The organism is Shewanella glacialimarina, from assembly GCF_020511155.1.
Lineage (GTDB): Bacteria > Pseudomonadota > Gammaproteobacteria > Enterobacterales > Shewanellaceae > Shewanella > Shewanella glacialimarina.
In genome coordinates, this window is record NZ_CP041216.1 from 3307227 (window position 1) to 3323652 (window position 16426).

Here is a 16426-nt window from a genome sequence, read left to right on the forward strand (position 1 = left end):
CGTAATCATTAACAAATAAAAATAAAGAGGACTATGTTACTTGTTAGCCACAGCAAATGAAAGAGTGTACACTTAGCCAATAACAACAAGAGTGAGAAATTGGTAACTGAGTCAATGGCAAAGCTGATTACATTATTTAAGTTGCTGCCTAAAGCACACCAAATAGCCTTAGCTACATTAGCTATATTTACTTCTATGATTTTGGTATTTCCATCAGAGGATGCACAAGCTTCTAAGCAGACATCATCAGATGAATTATCATTGCTAACAACCGACTCAAGTTCATCGGTGCCATTAGCTTTTAGAAGCCCTAGCGCCCCAAAAGTAGCAGATAAAAATACCCTACCATTATCGGCCCCCACAGCAGATGATGAGATTTTTGCTGCACATTTAAATACCTTGTCACCAGACTCAGAAACAGACCAGGTCATTGACAATATAGCTAATGAGTTAGAAACTCAAAAGCAGGCAATTCAACAAGCCAGTGAAGTTGCTGATCCTAATGCTCTGTATGCTGAATATTATGAAGTGGCAAAAGGCGATACATTAGGTGGCTTATTTAACCGTGCAGGCCTGACGGCTAAAGATGTTTACGACATCACCAGTTTACCTATTGCGAAAAAGAATTTACTTAAAATTATTCCAGGCGAAGAAATTGCTATTAGCAAAAATGCCCAGGGTGAATTAGCCGAGCTAAGTTATCGCATGGATAAAATTTCAACTTTGGTAATCTCTAAAGCCAACGATAAATACCAAGAAATCGTTAATAAAAAACAATTAGAAACCCGCCAATCATTTATTACTGCCAGTATTAGAAGTAACTTTTGGAATGCTGCAGCTGATGCTGGGCTATCCGCTAATCACATCATGCAGCTGGCTAATATTTTGGGTTGGGACATAGACTTTGCGTTAGATATTCGTAAAAACGATCACTTTTCGCTAATTTTTGAACAAGAATATGCCGATGGCCAGTTTATTCGTACCGGTAATATTCTTGCGGTAGAGTTTGTTAACCAGGGTGAGCGCTATACCGCTATTCGCTATAAAGATGGCCAATATTACTCGGAAAACGGCAACAGTATGCGTAAACCATTTTTACGCTCACCCGTTGATTTTAAATACGTTAGCTCTAACTTTAATCCAAGACGTCTGCATCCTGTAACAGGTCAAATAAAGGCTCATCGTGGTGTAGATTATGTTGCGGCTATTGGCACCCCGATTAAAGCTGCAGGGCGCGGTAAAGTGGTTGAGGCGGGTTATAATCAATTTAATGGTAACTATGTTTTCATTAAACACAATGATACCTATACCACTAAGTATCTGCATTTAAATGCTCGTAAAGTTAAACGTGGTGATATGGTAAAACAAAGCCAAGTTATTGGTACTCTAGGACGCACAGGCCGCGTGACTGGCGCACATTTACACTATGAGTTTATAGTCAACGGTGTACATAGAAACCCAAGAACAATTAATCTGCCTAAGTCTGAACCCATTGAACGTAGCGAAAGAGGCAAGTTTGCAAATGTTAGCAAGCTATTAATGGCTCAACTAAAATCACACCAAGCGCAAATGGTTGCCAGTAACTAACGTACTCAATAATAAGCATTCAATTGATTAACCAATATAAGCCTTTACGATTTGTCTTATATTGGTTCACCATCACTTTTACCCTAATTAAGGAAGTCTTCCATGTCTGAGCCAGAATATTATATTGGTCTTATGTCCGGCACGAGCATGGATGGTGTTGATGCGGTATTAGTTGATTTTAGTCACGGTTATCCGAAACTGATTAGTGCTCATACTGAAGAAATTCCGGGACATTTACTCAGAGGTCTACAACGTCTTTGCCAACCCTCAACCGATGAAATTAACCGTTTAGGTCGAATAGATCGCAGTATGGGTTTGTTATTCGCAAAAGCCGTTAATCAGCTACTGACCCATGCCAGTGTCAGCCCAAGCCAGGTTATTGCTATCGGTTCCCATGGCCAAACAGTCAGGCACATGCCTAATTTAGAAATGGGCTTTACCCTACAAATTGGTGATCCCAATACTATCGCAGTAGAGACGGGTATTGATGTTATTGCTGACTTTCGCCGCAAAGATATCGCATTAGGCGGTCAAGGCGCACCACTGGTTCCGGCTTTTCATCAACAAATTTTTGCCCAACCTGATACCCGACGAGTCATTTTAAATATTGGCGGTATTGCCAATATCACCTACCTTCCAGGTGATTCTAATAAAGTTATCGGTTTTGACACAGGTCCTGGTAATAATCTGATTGATGCTTTTATCCAGCAAGTCCAAGAACTCCCTTTTGATAAAGATGGCGATTGGGCCGATTCAGGAAACTCAAACCCTGACCTATTAAAACAGCTTTTGTCTCATTCTTATTTTTCGTTAGATTACCCAAAAAGTACTGGACGAGAACTTTTCAACCAAGCTTGGCTTGAACAGCAGTTATCTGAATTTAGTCATTTAGATCAAGAAGACATTCAATCTACATTACTTGATTTAACTTGCCACAGCATAGCAAATGACGTTAACAAGCTCAGCCCAACTGGTGAACTATATGTTTGCGGCGGCGGCGCACTTAACAAAGCACTAATGCGTCGACTCGCCTTATTAGTACCTGGCTATAAGGTGGCTACGACAACAGACATAGGTATTGACCCTAAATGGGTTGAAGGATTTGCCTTTGCCTGGCTTGCGATGCGCCATCACCGTCAATTACCGGCCAATCTACCAGCTGTTACTGGTGCAAGAAGAGAAGCTGTATTAGGCGGACGATACTCGTCAAAATAATTACAGTAGTACTGATTGTATAACTCAATAACCTATACTCAATTCCGGTTATTCGAAATGATATCTAGTTAACGCCATTTTAATAGATCTGGTTTTGGGCAGTTTTAATCTATCTCCTCTATCATTTTTGTATTCAAGATCCAATTCATAAAAGTCCACTTAACTGCGGACTTTTCTTTTTCAAATAATCCTGTCGGTGGTATCATGCGCCAATATTTAGTTTTAAATCGGCGTACTCATAACAGTATTGCTGATTGCAGCCATATGAGAATCGCATGAGTATTAAACAAAAAAGTGTTGCCGAATTACTACAACTAACGCCTGAAGGCCGTTATGACTATATGATTGAGCAGGTTAAAAATCACAAAATGATTTGGTCTTTGCAAGACAGCGATGGTTGCGTCATGCTAACGACTGAAGATGAAGATTGTATTCCTATGTGGCCATCAGAAGAAACGGCTGCACTGTGGGCTGTTGATGACTGGAAAGACTGCGAGCCATTAGCAATTCCCCTTGATGAATTTCAAGAGCGCTGGGTTAGCGGTATGGAAGATGATGATTTATTTATTGCTGTATTTCCTGTGCAAGAAGATTTAGGTGTCGTTGTGCCACCTTTTGAAGTAGATCAGCGCTTAACCTCTAAAGACACCACAAAGCACTAACCTTATGAATAATCCAATGGATGCTAAAGTGATGGTTGATACAGCGGGTGAAATCTCACCAAAGGCAGATACTAAAGAGATCGAGCCTGGCATAGTCAAGCCTAAATTACCCAAGCGCTTAGCAGTATTAATGTTGGTTTACACTGTGGCATCTATCAGCGGTTTAATGGCCGCGGGTTCTGTTTCAGAGTTAAGTGCCATGCTATGCCTGTTAACGTTACTTATGGTTGTTGCGGTATTTGGCCGTCAAAAAGCAGCCCTATATATGTTAAGAGGTTATAGCGTTTTACAATTAGCGTTTTACAGTTTTTTACCTGTGATCATGTATGACCCTGATAATTTAGTAGCCGGGCCAACAACAATGGACTTTGGGTTATTCCAAGCTGTAGTATCTGATTGGGTCATTTTTAGTGCATTGATTATTATAGGTGTAATACAGGTTTGGATTAGCTTTAATGCTAAGGTTAAGGCGTGGTTTAAACCACGACAAAATATGAACATCATGAGTTAGTTCCAATAAGCAAACCCTAATCACAAAAAAAGCCGTCTGATGACGGCTTTTTGTTTTCTTGCTAAGTATCAATCAATAAGTTTGGCTTATACCGAGAAGCTTGCGCCACAACCACAGGTTGTTGTGGCATTTGGATTCTTAACAAAGAAGCGTGAACCTTCTAAACCTGATGTGTAATCCACTTCACCACCCATAAGATACTGTAAGCTCATTGGATCAACCACTAGCTGTACGCCTTGCTTTTCAATAGTGAAGTCACCTTCGTTTACTTTTTCATCAAAAGTAAATCCATACTGAAAACCTGAACAACCACCGCCGGTAACATAAACTCGCAGTTTTAATTCAGGGTTCTGTTCTTCTTCTAACAGCCCTTTTACCTTGCTCGCCGCCGCATCGGTAAATTGTATCGGCATTGCTGCATCAGTTTGTTCAGTCATTATTACCTCTTACTTCAATTTTCTGCTGCGAATTATCTAATACCTGACTGTTTTGTTCAAGTATTACCCGCGCTTCTTTTTTACAGCCTGTGACTTAAGTACCTGTTGAAACGATATCTTCAATATTATACACCTGCTCAACCACACCGCCTTTAATACCTCGGGCGGGTTTAACCTTCACTTTTATCCTAACACGCTGTAGGGTAAAGCTGTCCGGCAAAGTAACATCGACTTCCATTATATGGAAATATTTAAAATCGATATTATATTTTTTATCTGTCAATTTAGTTAAATTCAACTCAGATACTTGATTATTTTGCACACCTATAAAATCAGCATCAATTGACACGGTTAAGTTAGCTTGGCGTTTTTGTTGTTGAGTTAGGATAACTCTAAGCTGCTGTTGCTCTGGTAATATACCGCGGTTAAGCTCTACTCCGTGAATTAATACACCTTCAACCTCTGCGTCAGGAATCATTAAACTACGATAAAACGACAGCTCTTTTTCAAGATTTTTTTGATGAATTAATTGATCGCTAAACATTTGCTGCAAGTTTTTATTGGCTTCTTGTTCTATAGTTAGCGCAAGGTTGCGACTTGCGAGTGCTTTGGCTTGTAGATCAAGTTCGAGTATAAGCTTACGTTTACCACTTTCACTATTAGGTGCGGCTTCTGGTGCAAATGACAGCCAAATTTGATGACATAATGCGCCAGTGATAAATGCAATGAGCACTAATGTAATTAAATAAGTGCCTGAAGCGCGTTTTTGACGCTCAATTACTTTTAACTTATCCAGTAAACGATGATAATTTAGCATTAGGTAACAAGCCCTTAATAAAATACAATGTCCAAGTTAACACAGGGAAGCAAGAGCATCACAGTGCAACTTAAACTCAACAAAGCTGCCATTATTCACGCCAAGAGGGCAACACGCAAATATCTAAACAATGAATTTCGCGATAAATTATCACAGGCGAAGATCAGTGTTCAGTTATGTGCGTTAGCATTACTGTTTGCGATTATTGCATCCAGTGTGATTATTCTATTCCGTTTATTGCTGGTTTGGGCAGATATTTACAACCATACCGATGCAACCAACTTAAATAATATCCTATTAGATTGGCGTTCTTATCTACCTTTAATAGGTGCGCTACTGATTTGGTTATTATCGCTATTGGGATCTAAGCGCTATCGCCGTATGGGCATAGCTTATGTGTTACATAGATTCAAAATGCATTACGGTAAAGTGCCTCTTCAATCTGCTGCGGGACAATTTTTTCAAGCATTAATTGCACTAGTCACTAATTTTTCAGTCGGTCGTGAAGGCCCTGCGATTCATTTAGGTGCTGTGAGTGCTAGTGTAATGGCCGAGAAATTTAAATTACCTGACAACAGTGTCCGTATTATGTGTGCAAGTGGTATTGCAGCAGGAATAGCTGCAACCTTCAATGCCCCATTAGCCGCAGTACTTTTCGTATTTGAAGTGATTGTCAGAGAATATAAAATACATTACTTCTTCCCTATTATGTTGTCAGCCATTTGCGGTGCAGTATCAAGCCAAATTGTATTTGGTAATGTGCACGAATATGACCTCATTAACGTTATTCGTATTCCACTAGACCATTACCCTATTTTATTACTGGGCGGTTTGGGCCTGGGTTGCACCGCCGCGCTGTTCAACCACACTTTATTAAAAGTTACTGCCACGGGCCAACATTGGCCATTAATATATCGGTTACTCATTGCGGGAACGGTTACCACCATCATTGGCATATTATTGCCCCAAGCACTAGGTTCAGGCGATTTAGCCATACACGAAGCCATTAGCGAATCCCCTAACTTATGGTTTTTAATCGCCTTGTTGTTAGGCAAAATGTTGGCGACAATTGCGGCCATTGGATTAGGTGTACCTGGAGGATTAATTGGCCCCTTGTATGGTATAGGGGCTTTAGTTGGCGCTATTTTAGCCTTAATCAGCAGTGCTTTATTTCCATCTATTGCGCCCTATGTAGGTCTTTATACCGTAATAGGCATGACAGCAATGATGGGAGTGTGTTTAAGTGCGCCACTTGCGGCCTTGGTCGCGTTACTTGAATTAACCAATGACGCCTCCATTATTTTACCGGCAATGTTTGTCACAATCCCCGCTTTTTTAGTTGCTTATCAAGGATTCAATACTAGCTCTATTTTTATTAAACAACTTGAAATAATGGGATTAGATTATAAAGTCGCGCCGATGAATCAGGGGCTGCAGAAAAAAGGTGTACGGGTACTGATGAATAGGCGTTTCGTTGTAGTCAATGACGATAACGAATTATTACTTGAAGTATTGAAACGCGCCGAAGGTCGACCTGTGTTAGTCCGCAATGCAGAAGGCCAAATTGAAATGTTGCGCTTAGAAATTCAGTCATTTGAGGACGAAACCACCCTATCCCGCCACCCAATGGTTGGCTTACCTGACTCAGCTACACTTAATGAAGCTTATGAAGCATTAGCGGCTAAACGCACTGGAGAAGTGTATATTTACCGTAACAGCCCTAATAATGTCATTGGCGTGATCAGCTGGGCAAACTTACTCCAAGAAATACGCTCTGGACAAGAATAGGCAAAATATATGAAGATAATAAGCAAAAGAGTATTGGCATTTGTGTGCTTATTGGCCCTATTTATAATAATTTATGTCGCCATAATATCAGCACAAAATACCACATCAAAAAACGATGAGCGCGACTCAGCTAAGCATATAGCAACCGTGGCGACAAAAATTGAAGCTAGCAATAATGATCAAACTTCCTCATTAGACATTCAGGTTGCACCTTTAACTGAGTTTGCTGATAACTTACCCGATCAATTGCAAAATAGTTTTGCTTTAATCTCAGATAATCGCCCTACAAAAAAACCTAAAAAAGTGCTGGTGTATTCTCTAGACAATATCAAAAACTTATTTGATTCAATTAACTATAACTCGAAAAGTTGGCAGCAAGGTAATCGCGAAGTTCCTCGTTTGACCTTTGAAACCGTCACTGAAAAATGGCAGCAAAACGCCCATAACATTCCGGTTGATGAAAAGAAAATGATTTTCTTTCGCTTAATGGCGCCACTCATTTTACTCAGTAATGAAAAAATGTTGCTAGAACGGCGATATATTGAAATTAGCGCTAACGACGACGACACAGTATTGAAGTTAGCTCAAAAATATAAAGTAATTGACTCGACCGTATTAGATAGCAAGACAACTCTAACCGATGAACAAAAAGCGACTCTACTTAATAGAGTTGATATTGTGCCTCCTTCGTTAGTATTAGCACAGGCTGCAGAAGAAAGCGGCTGGGCAACATCACGTTTTACCGTTGAAGGTAACGCTTTTTTTGGTCAATGGGACTTTAGCGGTAATGGTATGATGCCTAAGCAGCAACGCACAGAATTAGGTAATTACGGTATCGCGCGTTTTGATTCGCCACTTGAGTCCGTTATAGGTTATTTAATCAATATCAACACCCATGATGCCTATCAAGAACTGCGTAATTTACGCGCTAAATTTAGGCGAAACAATCAGCCCATTACCGGTCTTGAACTTGCTGGTACATTAGATAAGTATTCTGAACGTGGTCAGGCTTATATTGACGGTCTGCGCAACATGATTAGCTACAACCAATTAGAACAAGTTGATGAGGCTTATTTATCTGACGATGATCCCATTCATTTGATGACAGGTAATCCGTAAGCTAGTTTATCTGTACAAAATAGTCTGCTACAATTTCGTCTCAGCCCCCCTACATAACTTGGGTAGATTAACTGCTTCTAAAAGTCAGTGATTTACCCCCTAAACATTGGAAATCAGGCTGATGACTCAGTTCGAAGGTTCGCATATCCTTTCCGTAAACCAGTTAAATCTGGATTCAATTGCCACTATTTTTGATGTTGCTAACAAAATGACTCCCTATGCTTTGCGTGAAAAACGCACTAAAGTATTAGAAGGTGCGATTTTGGGTAACTTATTTTTTGAACCCAGCACTCGAACCCGTGTCAGCTTTGGCTGTGCATTTAATCTATTAGGTGGACATGTACGTGAAACAACAGGAATGGCGTCTTCCTCGCTATCTAAAGGTGAATCGTTATATGACACCGCTCGCGTGTTATCGACATATTCTGATGTGATCGCCATGCGCCACCCAGATGCCTACTCAGTAAAAGAGTTTGCTGAAGGCAGTCGAGTACCGGTAATTAACGGTGGTGACGGTCCAAATGAGCATCCGACACAGGCATTACTGGATTTATTTACCATTAAAAAAGAACTCAGTCATTCAGGCATGGGCATTGATGGTATGCATATTGCGATGGTCGGCGATTTAAAATACGGCAGAACAGTGCATTCGCTGTCACGTTTACTTTGCATGTATAAAAACATTCAGTTCACATTAATCTCACCAACTGAATTAGCAATGCCTGACTATGTGATCACTGACATTGAAAATGCTGGCCATAAGATCAAAATAACCGAACAACTTGAAGGTAATTTACATCAGGCGGATATTCTTTATTTAACCCGAATTCAAGAAGAGCGCTTCCCTTCACAGGAAGAAGCCAACAAGTATCGGGGTAAATTCCGTTTAAATCACAATATTTACACCCAACATTGCAAGTCAAACACAGTGATCATGCATCCTTTGCCACGGGACTCTCGTGAACAGGCAAATGAACTGGACAATGATTTAAATAGTCACCCAAGTTTGGCGATTTTTCGTCAAGCCGACAATGGTTTATTGATCCGCATGGCACTGTTTGCATTAACTTTAGGTGTTGAAAATCAACTCGAAAAATATGAGTGCCCAGTTAACTGGTATTCACGTAAAGCTGATCGTTAATCAGCAGCAATAAATTAAGGATTAAAGATGACCCGTTCCGAAACACTATTTGAACAGGCTAAAAAAACCATTCCAGGCGGCGTAAACTCGCCAGTTCGCGCATTTAACGGCGTTGGTGGTTCACCATTATTTATCGAAAAAGCCGACGGTGCTTATATCTATGATGCCGATGGTAAAAAATATATCGATTATGTCGGGTCATGGGGACCGATGATTTTAGGCCATAATCATCCTAAAATTCGCCAAGCGGTACTAGATGCTGTTGAAAATGGTTTATCTTTTGGTGCACCGACAGAGCTTGAAGTCAAAATGGCTGAAAAAGTCATTTCAATGGTGCCATCAATAGAACAAGTTCGTATGGTCAGTTCTGGTACTGAAGCCACCATGAGTGCAATCCGTTTAGCACGTGGTTTTACTAACCGTGACAATATTTTAAAATTTGAAGGCTGTTACCACGGTCATGCTGATTGCTTATTAGTGAAGGCGGGGTCTGGCGCATTAACTCTAGGGCAACCAAGCTCTCCTGGTATTCCAGAAGATTTTGCTAAGCACACCTTAACCGCAACCTATAACGACCTTGATTCTGTGCGCGCTATATTTGAGCAGAACCCAGAAAGTATCGCTTGTATCATCCTTGAGCCCGTTGCTGGCAACATGAACTGTATTCCACCGATTGAAGGTTTCTTGCAAGGCTTGCGTGCTATTTGTGATGAATTTGGTGCCTTGCTGATCATTGATGAAGTTATGACAGGTTTTCGAGTCTCTATGAGCGGTGCACAGGGGTACTACGGCGTAACGCCAGACTTAACCACACTTGGTAAAGTAATTGGTGGTGGCATGCCTGTAGGCGCATTTGGTGGCCGTAAAGATATCATGCAGTTCATTGCTCCAACCGGCCCTGTCTATCAAGCTGGTACCTTGTCTGGTAACCCTATTGCAATGTCAGCAGGTTTAGCCCAAATGGATGCATTATGTGAGCCTGGTTTATACCAAGCGCTTGCAGATAAAACTAAACGCGTGGCTGAGGGCTTCAAAGCTGCAGCAGACAAGCATGGTATACCATTAAATATTACTTATGTAGGCGGCATGTTTGGTTTCTTCTTCACTGAAGATAAAACGCCAATGACTTCGTTTGCTCAAGTGACTAAATGCAACATGGAGCACTTCCGTCATTTTTATCATGCTATGTTAGATGAAGGTATTTATTTGGCGCCGAGTGCTTATGAAGCAGGCTTCATGTCAATGGCCCATGGTGATGCTGAAATTGAATATACTCTAGCCGCTGTTGACCGTATTTTTGCGGCAATGAAATAAATCAGTCTCATCGTTTAAGTCTATTTTAGCTTAGACAGACTGCTGATAACAAAAATAGGATAAATAACTAAGTTGTTTATCCTATTTTTTATTTGTATTAACAAATTCCTACTTATCTTCACTGTAATCATTTTTTATCCACTACTTTGGTCGATTATTGACAAAATAACTGTGATCTCAGTTGCGAAACTCCCTGTTGTGTGATTTGATCGCACCGCCCTACCGGAAGCTTAATTTAACCTTAAAACAGGCCTAAATTAAGTTAGCAAAAATTCACGGTAATGATGTTAATTACCTACAACATAGAGTTGGAATTGCAGTCATGCTACATACCTTTCTTATCTCACTTGCAATACTTGCGCTGTTAAGTATTGTGCTTGAAGAAGTTACTCACATTAATAAAGCCAAAACTACCTTATTTTTAGGCTGTATTTCCTGGATAACCTTATTTATTGCCGCTCAGTCTCCTGAACAAACGGCCATTATCTCAGAAGAGTTAAATGAAAACTTATTAGAAATTGCCACATTATGGCTATTTTTAATGTCCACAATGACCTTTGTTGCCTATCTGAATGCCAAAGGTATGATCCAAATGATAGTGCAAAAAATCTTTCCACAGCAGGTTTCTGTGCGAGTGCTGATGGTGCAAGTAGGATTTTTTTCATTAATCCTTTCGACATTTTGTGACAACGTCACCGCAACCTTAGTATCACTAGGCTTATTAACAACCTTTAACTTAGACAGCCAAATGCGTCGTCGTATGGCTGTGCTAATTATATTTGCGGTTAACTCAGGTGGTGTAGCGCTCATTACCGGTGATGTGACCACTTTGATGATTTTCCTTGCAGGAAAAGTGCATATTTCTGAACTGCTAGTACTGTTTATCCCAGCTTCTGTTAGCGTACTGCTATTAGCGGTATTGTTTTCATTAAAGGCCGAAGGCTCTGTTAACACTACCCCCGTAACACAAATTTACCAGACCACTGATATCATCATTGGGTTAATATTTTTAACCACAATCGTGTTAACTATGGTGTTAAACGTGCTGTTTGGTATTCCGCCAGTACTGACCTTCTTAGCAGGCTTATCAGTGATGTTTTTAGTCGGTCGCAGCAGTAAATCTAAAGATGAAGAGGTACAGATTTTAGAATACATCCGTCAGGTCGAATTCGATACTCTGTTGTTCTTCCTTGGTATTTTATTATTGGTCGGCATGCTTAAAGAAATCGGCACATTACATTTATTGACCGAAGTCTATACAATGTATGACCCAAGTATTTCTAACTTTTTTGCTGGCGTAGGTTCAGCTGTGCTAGATAACGTGCCACTAACGGCTGCTTTACTAAAAGCGGATCCAGTATTAACAACCTCACAGTGGCTAGGACTAACTTACTCTGTGGGCGTGGGTGGATCGTTATTAGTGATAGGTTCAGCGGCGGGTATCATTGCGATGAGTAAGGTACAAGAACTGACTTTTGTGAGCTACTTGAAATACGTTCCCGCGTTATTACTGTGTTATTGCGTCGGATATTCACTGACGTTATTTTTAGCTAATCATCTACATGGCTAATCACAACATAAATAACTCCGCTATGCTTCAGTAAAATCAGCTGAGTTAAGATCAAAAAAGGCGCTAGTTGCGCCTTTTTTCTTACCACATTCATACCTATATCGCCGGCACTTTAAACTCTTGGCCATTAATGTCTAAAATAATATCTCTTGGGCGAATTTCTATAATAGTTAATTTACCCTGGATCATATCGCCCTGTTGTAACTCTTTACCATCAACATTTAGCCAGCGATTATTGGGGTCGCTTGAATACACATGAGCAACAATATTAAACTCAGGCACGCTAAGCTGAATACTGGCAGGCAGATCACCGTATTTCGGAATACCTTGTGGCTTTGGGTGAGGAATTGGGTCTAATTTGGCTTCAGTAACATCTTTGTTTGCTGATTGCTCATACTCAACATCTTTCAATGCCGCCGCAAAAGCACTTGCTAGATTACTATCACGGTTGGCATCGCGATTACTCTCCGGTTGACGCACAGATTTAAAATCCACTTCATTGGCAGCCATATTAACTTGTAACTTCAACGCTTCTAATTCTTTTAATCCACGTTGATTCGCGTTAGCACCTAGAATAATTGGCTCAATCTCTTCAACATCATTGTTTTGAATCACATTAGAATGCTGATATGCCTGCTGTAATTGTTGATCGTATTGCTGACTAAGTTGTTGTAATTGAGTTAACGACAACTGCTTATCATCCATATTAGTCCCTTGCTGGGAGCTATCATTAAATGAGTTAGTTGATGCTTGATACATCAAGCTAGGTTGCGAGTCGTTCATTGCTATGGCTGCCAATAGAGGCTTAGCCATAGGTAATGCGACCTTACCCGCTAAACTAAACTCCTCACTAACATTGGCCTCAGGCATCACTTCCAAAGCTTGTGAAGCAACAACTTGCGGAGCGGATTTTTGTTGCGCAGTAGCAGGCACGATAGCGGCTTGTTGAGTGTTATCGCTAACTATTTGAGGCCGCTTATGAGATGCATCCAACAAAGTATCTAAAGCCCACGCCCCCATAATGGCCGCCGACACTGCAACGCTAAGTAGCGTTAGCTTCATAATCATTGGTCGCTTGGGTTTAACCGGTGGTAAAACCGGACGCGGCGTCATTATAGCGTCATGCACACCCGTTGATTGTTGTTTTTGCTTGCTTACCGCATCCAATAGTATCGACATTATCGGCGCTCCGCCGCGGTCAATCTTGGTCCAGTTTGGCTTAAATATAAGTTGATTTGGACTAATGTTTGGCTACCTGCTATGCCATCGGACTTTAAACCATGCAAACGTTGAAACGACATTAAGTGCTGCTCAAGCTGACTATCAAACTGATTGATTAAACGTGCAGGGCGCTGTTCAATCATCGCCAAGCTATTTTCTAACCACTGCACTTGCGCTAGTGGTGAGCTTTGACCTATTTCTCTTGGCATGGCTTGCTCCGACTGCCATAGTATTTCAAACGTGCCACTAAAATGGCGATCAAACCAATCCTTACCTACCCAAAACTGTTGCTCGCCCAATTGCAGTAAAATTTGCTCATATTGGCGCTCAACAATAACGCCATAAAAAGGCGTGATTTTTGAATCTTGCAAATAAACGACCACAGGATAATTAAGACGCATAATGCTATTCCAATTACCTTGCTGTTGATAACATGTTAGTCCTTGCTGCAGCGCAGCCTGGCATGGCGATAGCTCACTGATAGGCTGCATATCCCATAAACCAAATAATGCCGCAAAGGCAACATCAATATTTTGGCTTTGCATCATAGCTTGCTGCATCACCCGTTGCTCTGCATTCAATGCACTGGTATTGGCTGGCACAGCTGGAGGAGATACTTGTGTTGTCTCTGAAGTCGGTAATTCAGCCAATGCCTGCTGAGCTTGGTTTTGAAGATCTGGTGTTTTAGCCGTTGAGATTGTAGCCACTGAGGCAACACTTATATCTTGGCTACTTTGATTAAATAGATAAAAAGCCCCCGCAAAAGTGACTAATGCTGCGGCAGCAATCACGCCATACCAAAACTTATTATTGCTTTCTTCTATATCGCCTAAAACTTCCTTAGCGGCTTGATCAATCATTTTATGATCAATCGGCACTTTTGATTGGCCGTAACCCGCCATTAATGCCCTTTCACACAACAGGTTAGTTAAGCGTGGAATACCACCACTATAGTGATGTAATCTTCGGATAGATTTAGCGGTAAACAAAGGCTCATGTCGTCCAGCCACTTGCAAACGATGCTGAATATATAGAGCTAACTCAGCCCCATCTAAGGGCAAAAGATGATAGCGCGCAGTGATCCGCTGTGCCAGTTGGCGTAAGTCTTGGCGTTTCAGTAATTGCTGTAATTCAGGCTGACCAATTAAAATCACTTGTAATAATTTTTTAGTATCGGTTTCAAGGTTAGTCAGTAATCTGAGCTGCTCTAATACCTCAGAACGTAAATGCTGTGCTTCATCAATAATCAATACTGTATTGCGGCCATTTTTATGATTATTCAATAAATACTGACTTAATAGATCAGTCAGTTTTTTTATACTCGGATTATCTGCATAGGTAATTCCCAGCTCATCACACAAAGTCGCTAATAACTCTTGCTCAGTCAAAGAGGGATTAAGAATAAAAGCCGTATCGGTATTTTCAGGTATTTGTTGCAATAAACACCTTGATACCGTGGTTTTTCCGGTGCCGACCTCACCTGTTAGCAACACAAAACCACCGGTTTCGCCTAAGCCATAAGTTAAGTGAACCAAAGCCTCTCGATGACGATCACTTAAGAACATGTAATGCGGATTAGGAGCAATGGAAAATGGATTATCATTTAATCCATAAAAAGCTTTATACATACTACTTAGCACCCTTAACAAAAACTGACGGCTCAAGTTAATGCTTGCGAGGGAGCTTGTCAAAAGTTAGCCGCAAAAATCTAACTCTGGTAAGCTTTAAAGCATCAATTAGTTAAAAGTGATGTCAAATGAAGATCTTTTTAGTCGGTGGTGCTGTGCGCGACAAATTACTTGGCCTTGCCATCAAAGATAAGGACTTTGTGGTGGTTGGCAGTAATGTTGACGAAATGCGGACCCAAGGTTATCAACAAGTGGGTAAAGACTTCCCCGTTTTTCTGCACCCTAAAACCCAACAAGAATATGCCCTTGCCAGAACAGAACGCAAAACGGGTAACGGTTATCAAGGTTTTAGCTGCGATGCTTCTAACGATGTCACATTAGAACAGGATTTACTTCGTCGAGATTTAACCATTAATGCCATTGCAGAAGATACATCAGGCCAATTGTTTGACCCTTATGGCGGAGTCAATGATATTGAGAATAGAGTACTGCGTCATGTGTCGGATGCCTTTGTTGAAGACCCGTTAAGAGTATTGCGAGTAGCACGTTTTGCAGCGCGCTTTCATCAACTAGGCTTTACTATCGCCCCAGAAACTCAGATCTTAATGCAGCATATATCAGCTTCAGGCGAACTAGCACATTTAACACCTGAGCGCGTATGGCAAGAAATAGATAAAGTACTTAGTGGCGATAACCCAGAAATTTTTTTCAACACATTACGCGACTGCGGCGCCCTAAAAGTCATTTTACCTGAAATTGACATTTTGTTTGGCATCCCACAACCTGAAAAGTGGCACCCTGAAATTGATACTGGTATTCACACTTTAATGGTACTGGAGCAAGCCAGCTTACTAACAACCGACAAAGCAGTTCGATTTGCGGCATTAACCCATGATGTAGGTAAAGCGGTTAGCCCAAAAGAAACTTTGCCCAAACACCATGGTCATGGTCAAAAAGGTGTGCCTATTATCAAACGACTATGTCAACGCTTGCGTGTGCCAAATGAGCATTGTGATTTAGCCATGCTAGTCAGCGACCAGCATCAAAATATTCACAATGCAGCAGAATTGCGCGTCGAAACCATTATCAAAATATTCGATAAAGCTGACTTCTGGCGTAAACCACATAGATTAAAGCAGCTTTTGCTTTGCTGTCACGCAGATATGCGCGGCAGAACCGGCTTTGAAAATGCAGATTACCCTCAACAACACTATCTAAACGCATGTTTTAAAGTAGCCAGTAATATTGATGTACAACACATTATATCCGCAGGATTTACAGGTGCAGGAATTAAACAACAGTTACAACTTAAGCGGATTGAGCAGGTCAGCGAGTTTAAGCAAGCTCAAACCTGAAAAATCGATATAAAATGCTTATAAAAAACAATAACAAAAATAGGATAAAGCTGTTTTTATT

At 40.8% G+C, this 16426-nt stretch carries 14 protein-coding genes; 10 read left to right on the forward strand and 4 right to left on the reverse strand.

Annotation, left to right across the window (positions count from 1 at the left end; genetic code table 11):
- Positions 1-114 precede the first annotated feature (114 nt).
- From FJ709_RS14505 to FJ709_RS14520, 4 genes are all read left to right on the forward strand, one after another.
- On the forward strand, positions 115-1587 hold the full coding sequence (locus tag FJ709_RS14505; RefSeq protein WP_226410733.1) for a peptidoglycan DD-metalloendopeptidase family protein: 1473 nt from the start codon (positions 115-117) through the stop codon (positions 1585-1587).
- A gap of 102 nt (positions 1588-1689) precedes the next feature.
- Positions 1690-2802: an anhydro-N-acetylmuramic acid kinase gene (locus FJ709_RS14510; RefSeq protein ID WP_226410734.1), complete on the forward strand. Its 1113-nt coding sequence runs from the start codon at positions 1690-1692 to the stop codon at positions 2800-2802.
- Positions 2803-3077: 275 nt separating this feature from the next.
- Complete coding sequence (locus tag FJ709_RS14515) at positions 3078-3464, forward strand: DUF2750 domain-containing protein (RefSeq protein WP_226410735.1); 387 nt, start codon at positions 3078-3080, stop codon at positions 3462-3464.
- 31 nt (positions 3465-3495) lie between these two features.
- Positions 3496-3975 (forward strand): hypothetical protein, encoded by a 480-nt coding sequence (locus FJ709_RS14520; RefSeq protein WP_404830061.1) that lies wholly within the window; start codon positions 3496-3498, stop codon positions 3973-3975.
- Between the two features lie 86 nt (positions 3976-4061).
- On the opposite strand, the gene erpA is transcribed toward FJ709_RS14520, so the two are convergent.
- Together erpA and FJ709_RS14530 are read right to left on the reverse strand one after the other, a co-directional pair.
- Complete coding sequence (erpA, locus tag FJ709_RS14525) at positions 4062-4412, reverse strand: iron-sulfur cluster insertion protein ErpA (RefSeq protein ID WP_226410737.1); 351 nt, start codon at positions 4410-4412, stop codon at positions 4062-4064.
- A 94-nt stretch (positions 4413-4506) separates the two neighbouring features.
- On the reverse strand, positions 4507-5229 hold the full coding sequence (locus FJ709_RS14530; RefSeq protein ID WP_226410738.1) for a DUF6776 family protein: 723 nt from the start codon (positions 5227-5229) through the stop codon (positions 4507-4509).
- A 63-nt stretch (positions 5230-5292) separates the two neighbouring features.
- On the opposite strand from FJ709_RS14530, the gene FJ709_RS14535 reads away from it, so the two are divergent.
- The 5 genes from FJ709_RS14535 (at position 5293) to nhaD (ending at position 12161) form a co-directional block, all read left to right on the forward strand.
- Positions 5293-7017 carry a chloride channel protein gene (locus FJ709_RS14535; protein WP_226410739.1) on the forward strand — a complete coding sequence of 575 codons (1725 nt, stop codon included), beginning with the start codon at positions 5293-5295 and terminating at the stop codon, positions 7015-7017.
- A gap of 9 nt (positions 7018-7026) precedes the next feature.
- Positions 7027-8136, forward strand: coding sequence for a glucosaminidase domain-containing protein (locus FJ709_RS14540; RefSeq protein WP_226410740.1), 1110 nt, complete (start codon positions 7027-7029; stop codon positions 8134-8136).
- A gap of 121 nt (positions 8137-8257) precedes the next feature.
- A complete protein-coding gene (locus FJ709_RS14545; RefSeq protein ID WP_226410741.1) occupies positions 8258-9277 on the forward strand; it encodes an aspartate carbamoyltransferase in 1020 nt (339 codons plus the stop codon).
- Positions 9278-9304: 27 nt separating this feature from the next.
- The gene (hemL, locus tag FJ709_RS14550; protein ID WP_226410742.1) at positions 9305-10591 is read left to right on the forward strand and encodes a glutamate-1-semialdehyde 2,1-aminomutase; all 1287 of its coding nucleotides are present in this window, start codon (positions 9305-9307) and stop codon (positions 10589-10591) included.
- 322 nt (positions 10592-10913) lie between these two features.
- Complete coding sequence (gene nhaD, locus FJ709_RS14555; RefSeq protein WP_226410743.1) at positions 10914-12161, forward strand: sodium:proton antiporter NhaD; 1248 nt, start codon at positions 10914-10916, stop codon at positions 12159-12161.
- Between the two features lie 96 nt (positions 12162-12257).
- Here nhaD and FJ709_RS14560 read toward each other — a convergent pair whose 3' ends face one another.
- Together FJ709_RS14560 and FJ709_RS14565 are read right to left on the reverse strand one after the other, a co-directional pair.
- Complete coding sequence (locus FJ709_RS14560) at positions 12258-13340, reverse strand: general secretion pathway protein GspB (RefSeq protein WP_226410744.1); 1083 nt, start codon at positions 13338-13340, stop codon at positions 12258-12260.
- Positions 13340-15010 (reverse strand): ExeA family protein, encoded by a 1671-nt coding sequence (locus FJ709_RS14565; protein ID WP_226410745.1) that lies wholly within the window; start codon positions 15008-15010, stop codon positions 13340-13342. The genes FJ709_RS14560 and FJ709_RS14565 overlap by 1 nt, the downstream gene beginning before the upstream one ends.
- A 128-nt stretch (positions 15011-15138) precedes the next feature.
- Between FJ709_RS14565 and FJ709_RS14570 the strand changes: the two genes are divergently transcribed.
- Entirely contained in the window at positions 15139-16365 is a 1227-nt protein-coding gene (locus FJ709_RS14570; protein WP_226410746.1) for a multifunctional CCA addition/repair protein, read from the forward strand.
- The last annotated feature ends 61 nt before the right edge of the window (positions 16366-16426 follow it).

Bases quoted from the DNA above. Each gene is read 5' to 3' on its own strand.
- FJ709_RS14505 (WP_226410733.1), top strand. From the start codon at position 115: ATGGCAAAGCTGATTACATTATTTAAGTTGCTGCCTAAAGCACACCAA.
- FJ709_RS14510 (WP_226410734.1), top strand. From the start codon at position 1,690: ATGTCTGAGCCAGAATATTATATTGGTCTTATGTCCGGCACGAGCATG.
- FJ709_RS14515 (WP_226410735.1), top strand. From the start codon at position 3,078: ATGAGTATTAAACAAAAAAGTGTTGCCGAATTACTACAACTAACGCCT.
- FJ709_RS14520 (WP_404830061.1), top strand. From the start codon at position 3,496: ATGGTTGATACAGCGGGTGAAATCTCACCAAAGGCAGATACTAAAGAG.
- erpA (WP_226410737.1), bottom strand. From the start codon at position 4,412: ATGACTGAACAAACTGATGCAGCAATGCCGATACAATTTACCGATGCG.
- FJ709_RS14530 (WP_226410738.1), bottom strand. From the start codon at position 5,229: ATGCTAAATTATCATCGTTTACTGGATAAGTTAAAAGTAATTGAGCGT.
- FJ709_RS14540 (WP_226410740.1), top strand. From the start codon at position 7,027: ATGAAGATAATAAGCAAAAGAGTATTGGCATTTGTGTGCTTATTGGCC.
- FJ709_RS14545 (WP_226410741.1), top strand. From the start codon at position 8,258: ATGACTCAGTTCGAAGGTTCGCATATCCTTTCCGTAAACCAGTTAAAT.
- hemL (WP_226410742.1), top strand. From the start codon at position 9,305: ATGACCCGTTCCGAAACACTATTTGAACAGGCTAAAAAAACCATTCCA.
- nhaD (WP_226410743.1), top strand. From the start codon at position 10,914: ATGCTACATACCTTTCTTATCTCACTTGCAATACTTGCGCTGTTAAGT.
- FJ709_RS14560 (WP_226410744.1), bottom strand. From the start codon at position 13,340: ATGTCGATACTATTGGATGCGGTAAGCAAGCAAAAACAACAATCAACG.
- FJ709_RS14565 (WP_226410745.1), bottom strand. From the start codon at position 15,010: ATGTATAAAGCTTTTTATGGATTAAATGATAATCCATTTTCCATTGCT.
- FJ709_RS14570 (WP_226410746.1), top strand. From the start codon at position 15,139: ATGAAGATCTTTTTAGTCGGTGGTGCTGTGCGCGACAAATTACTTGGC.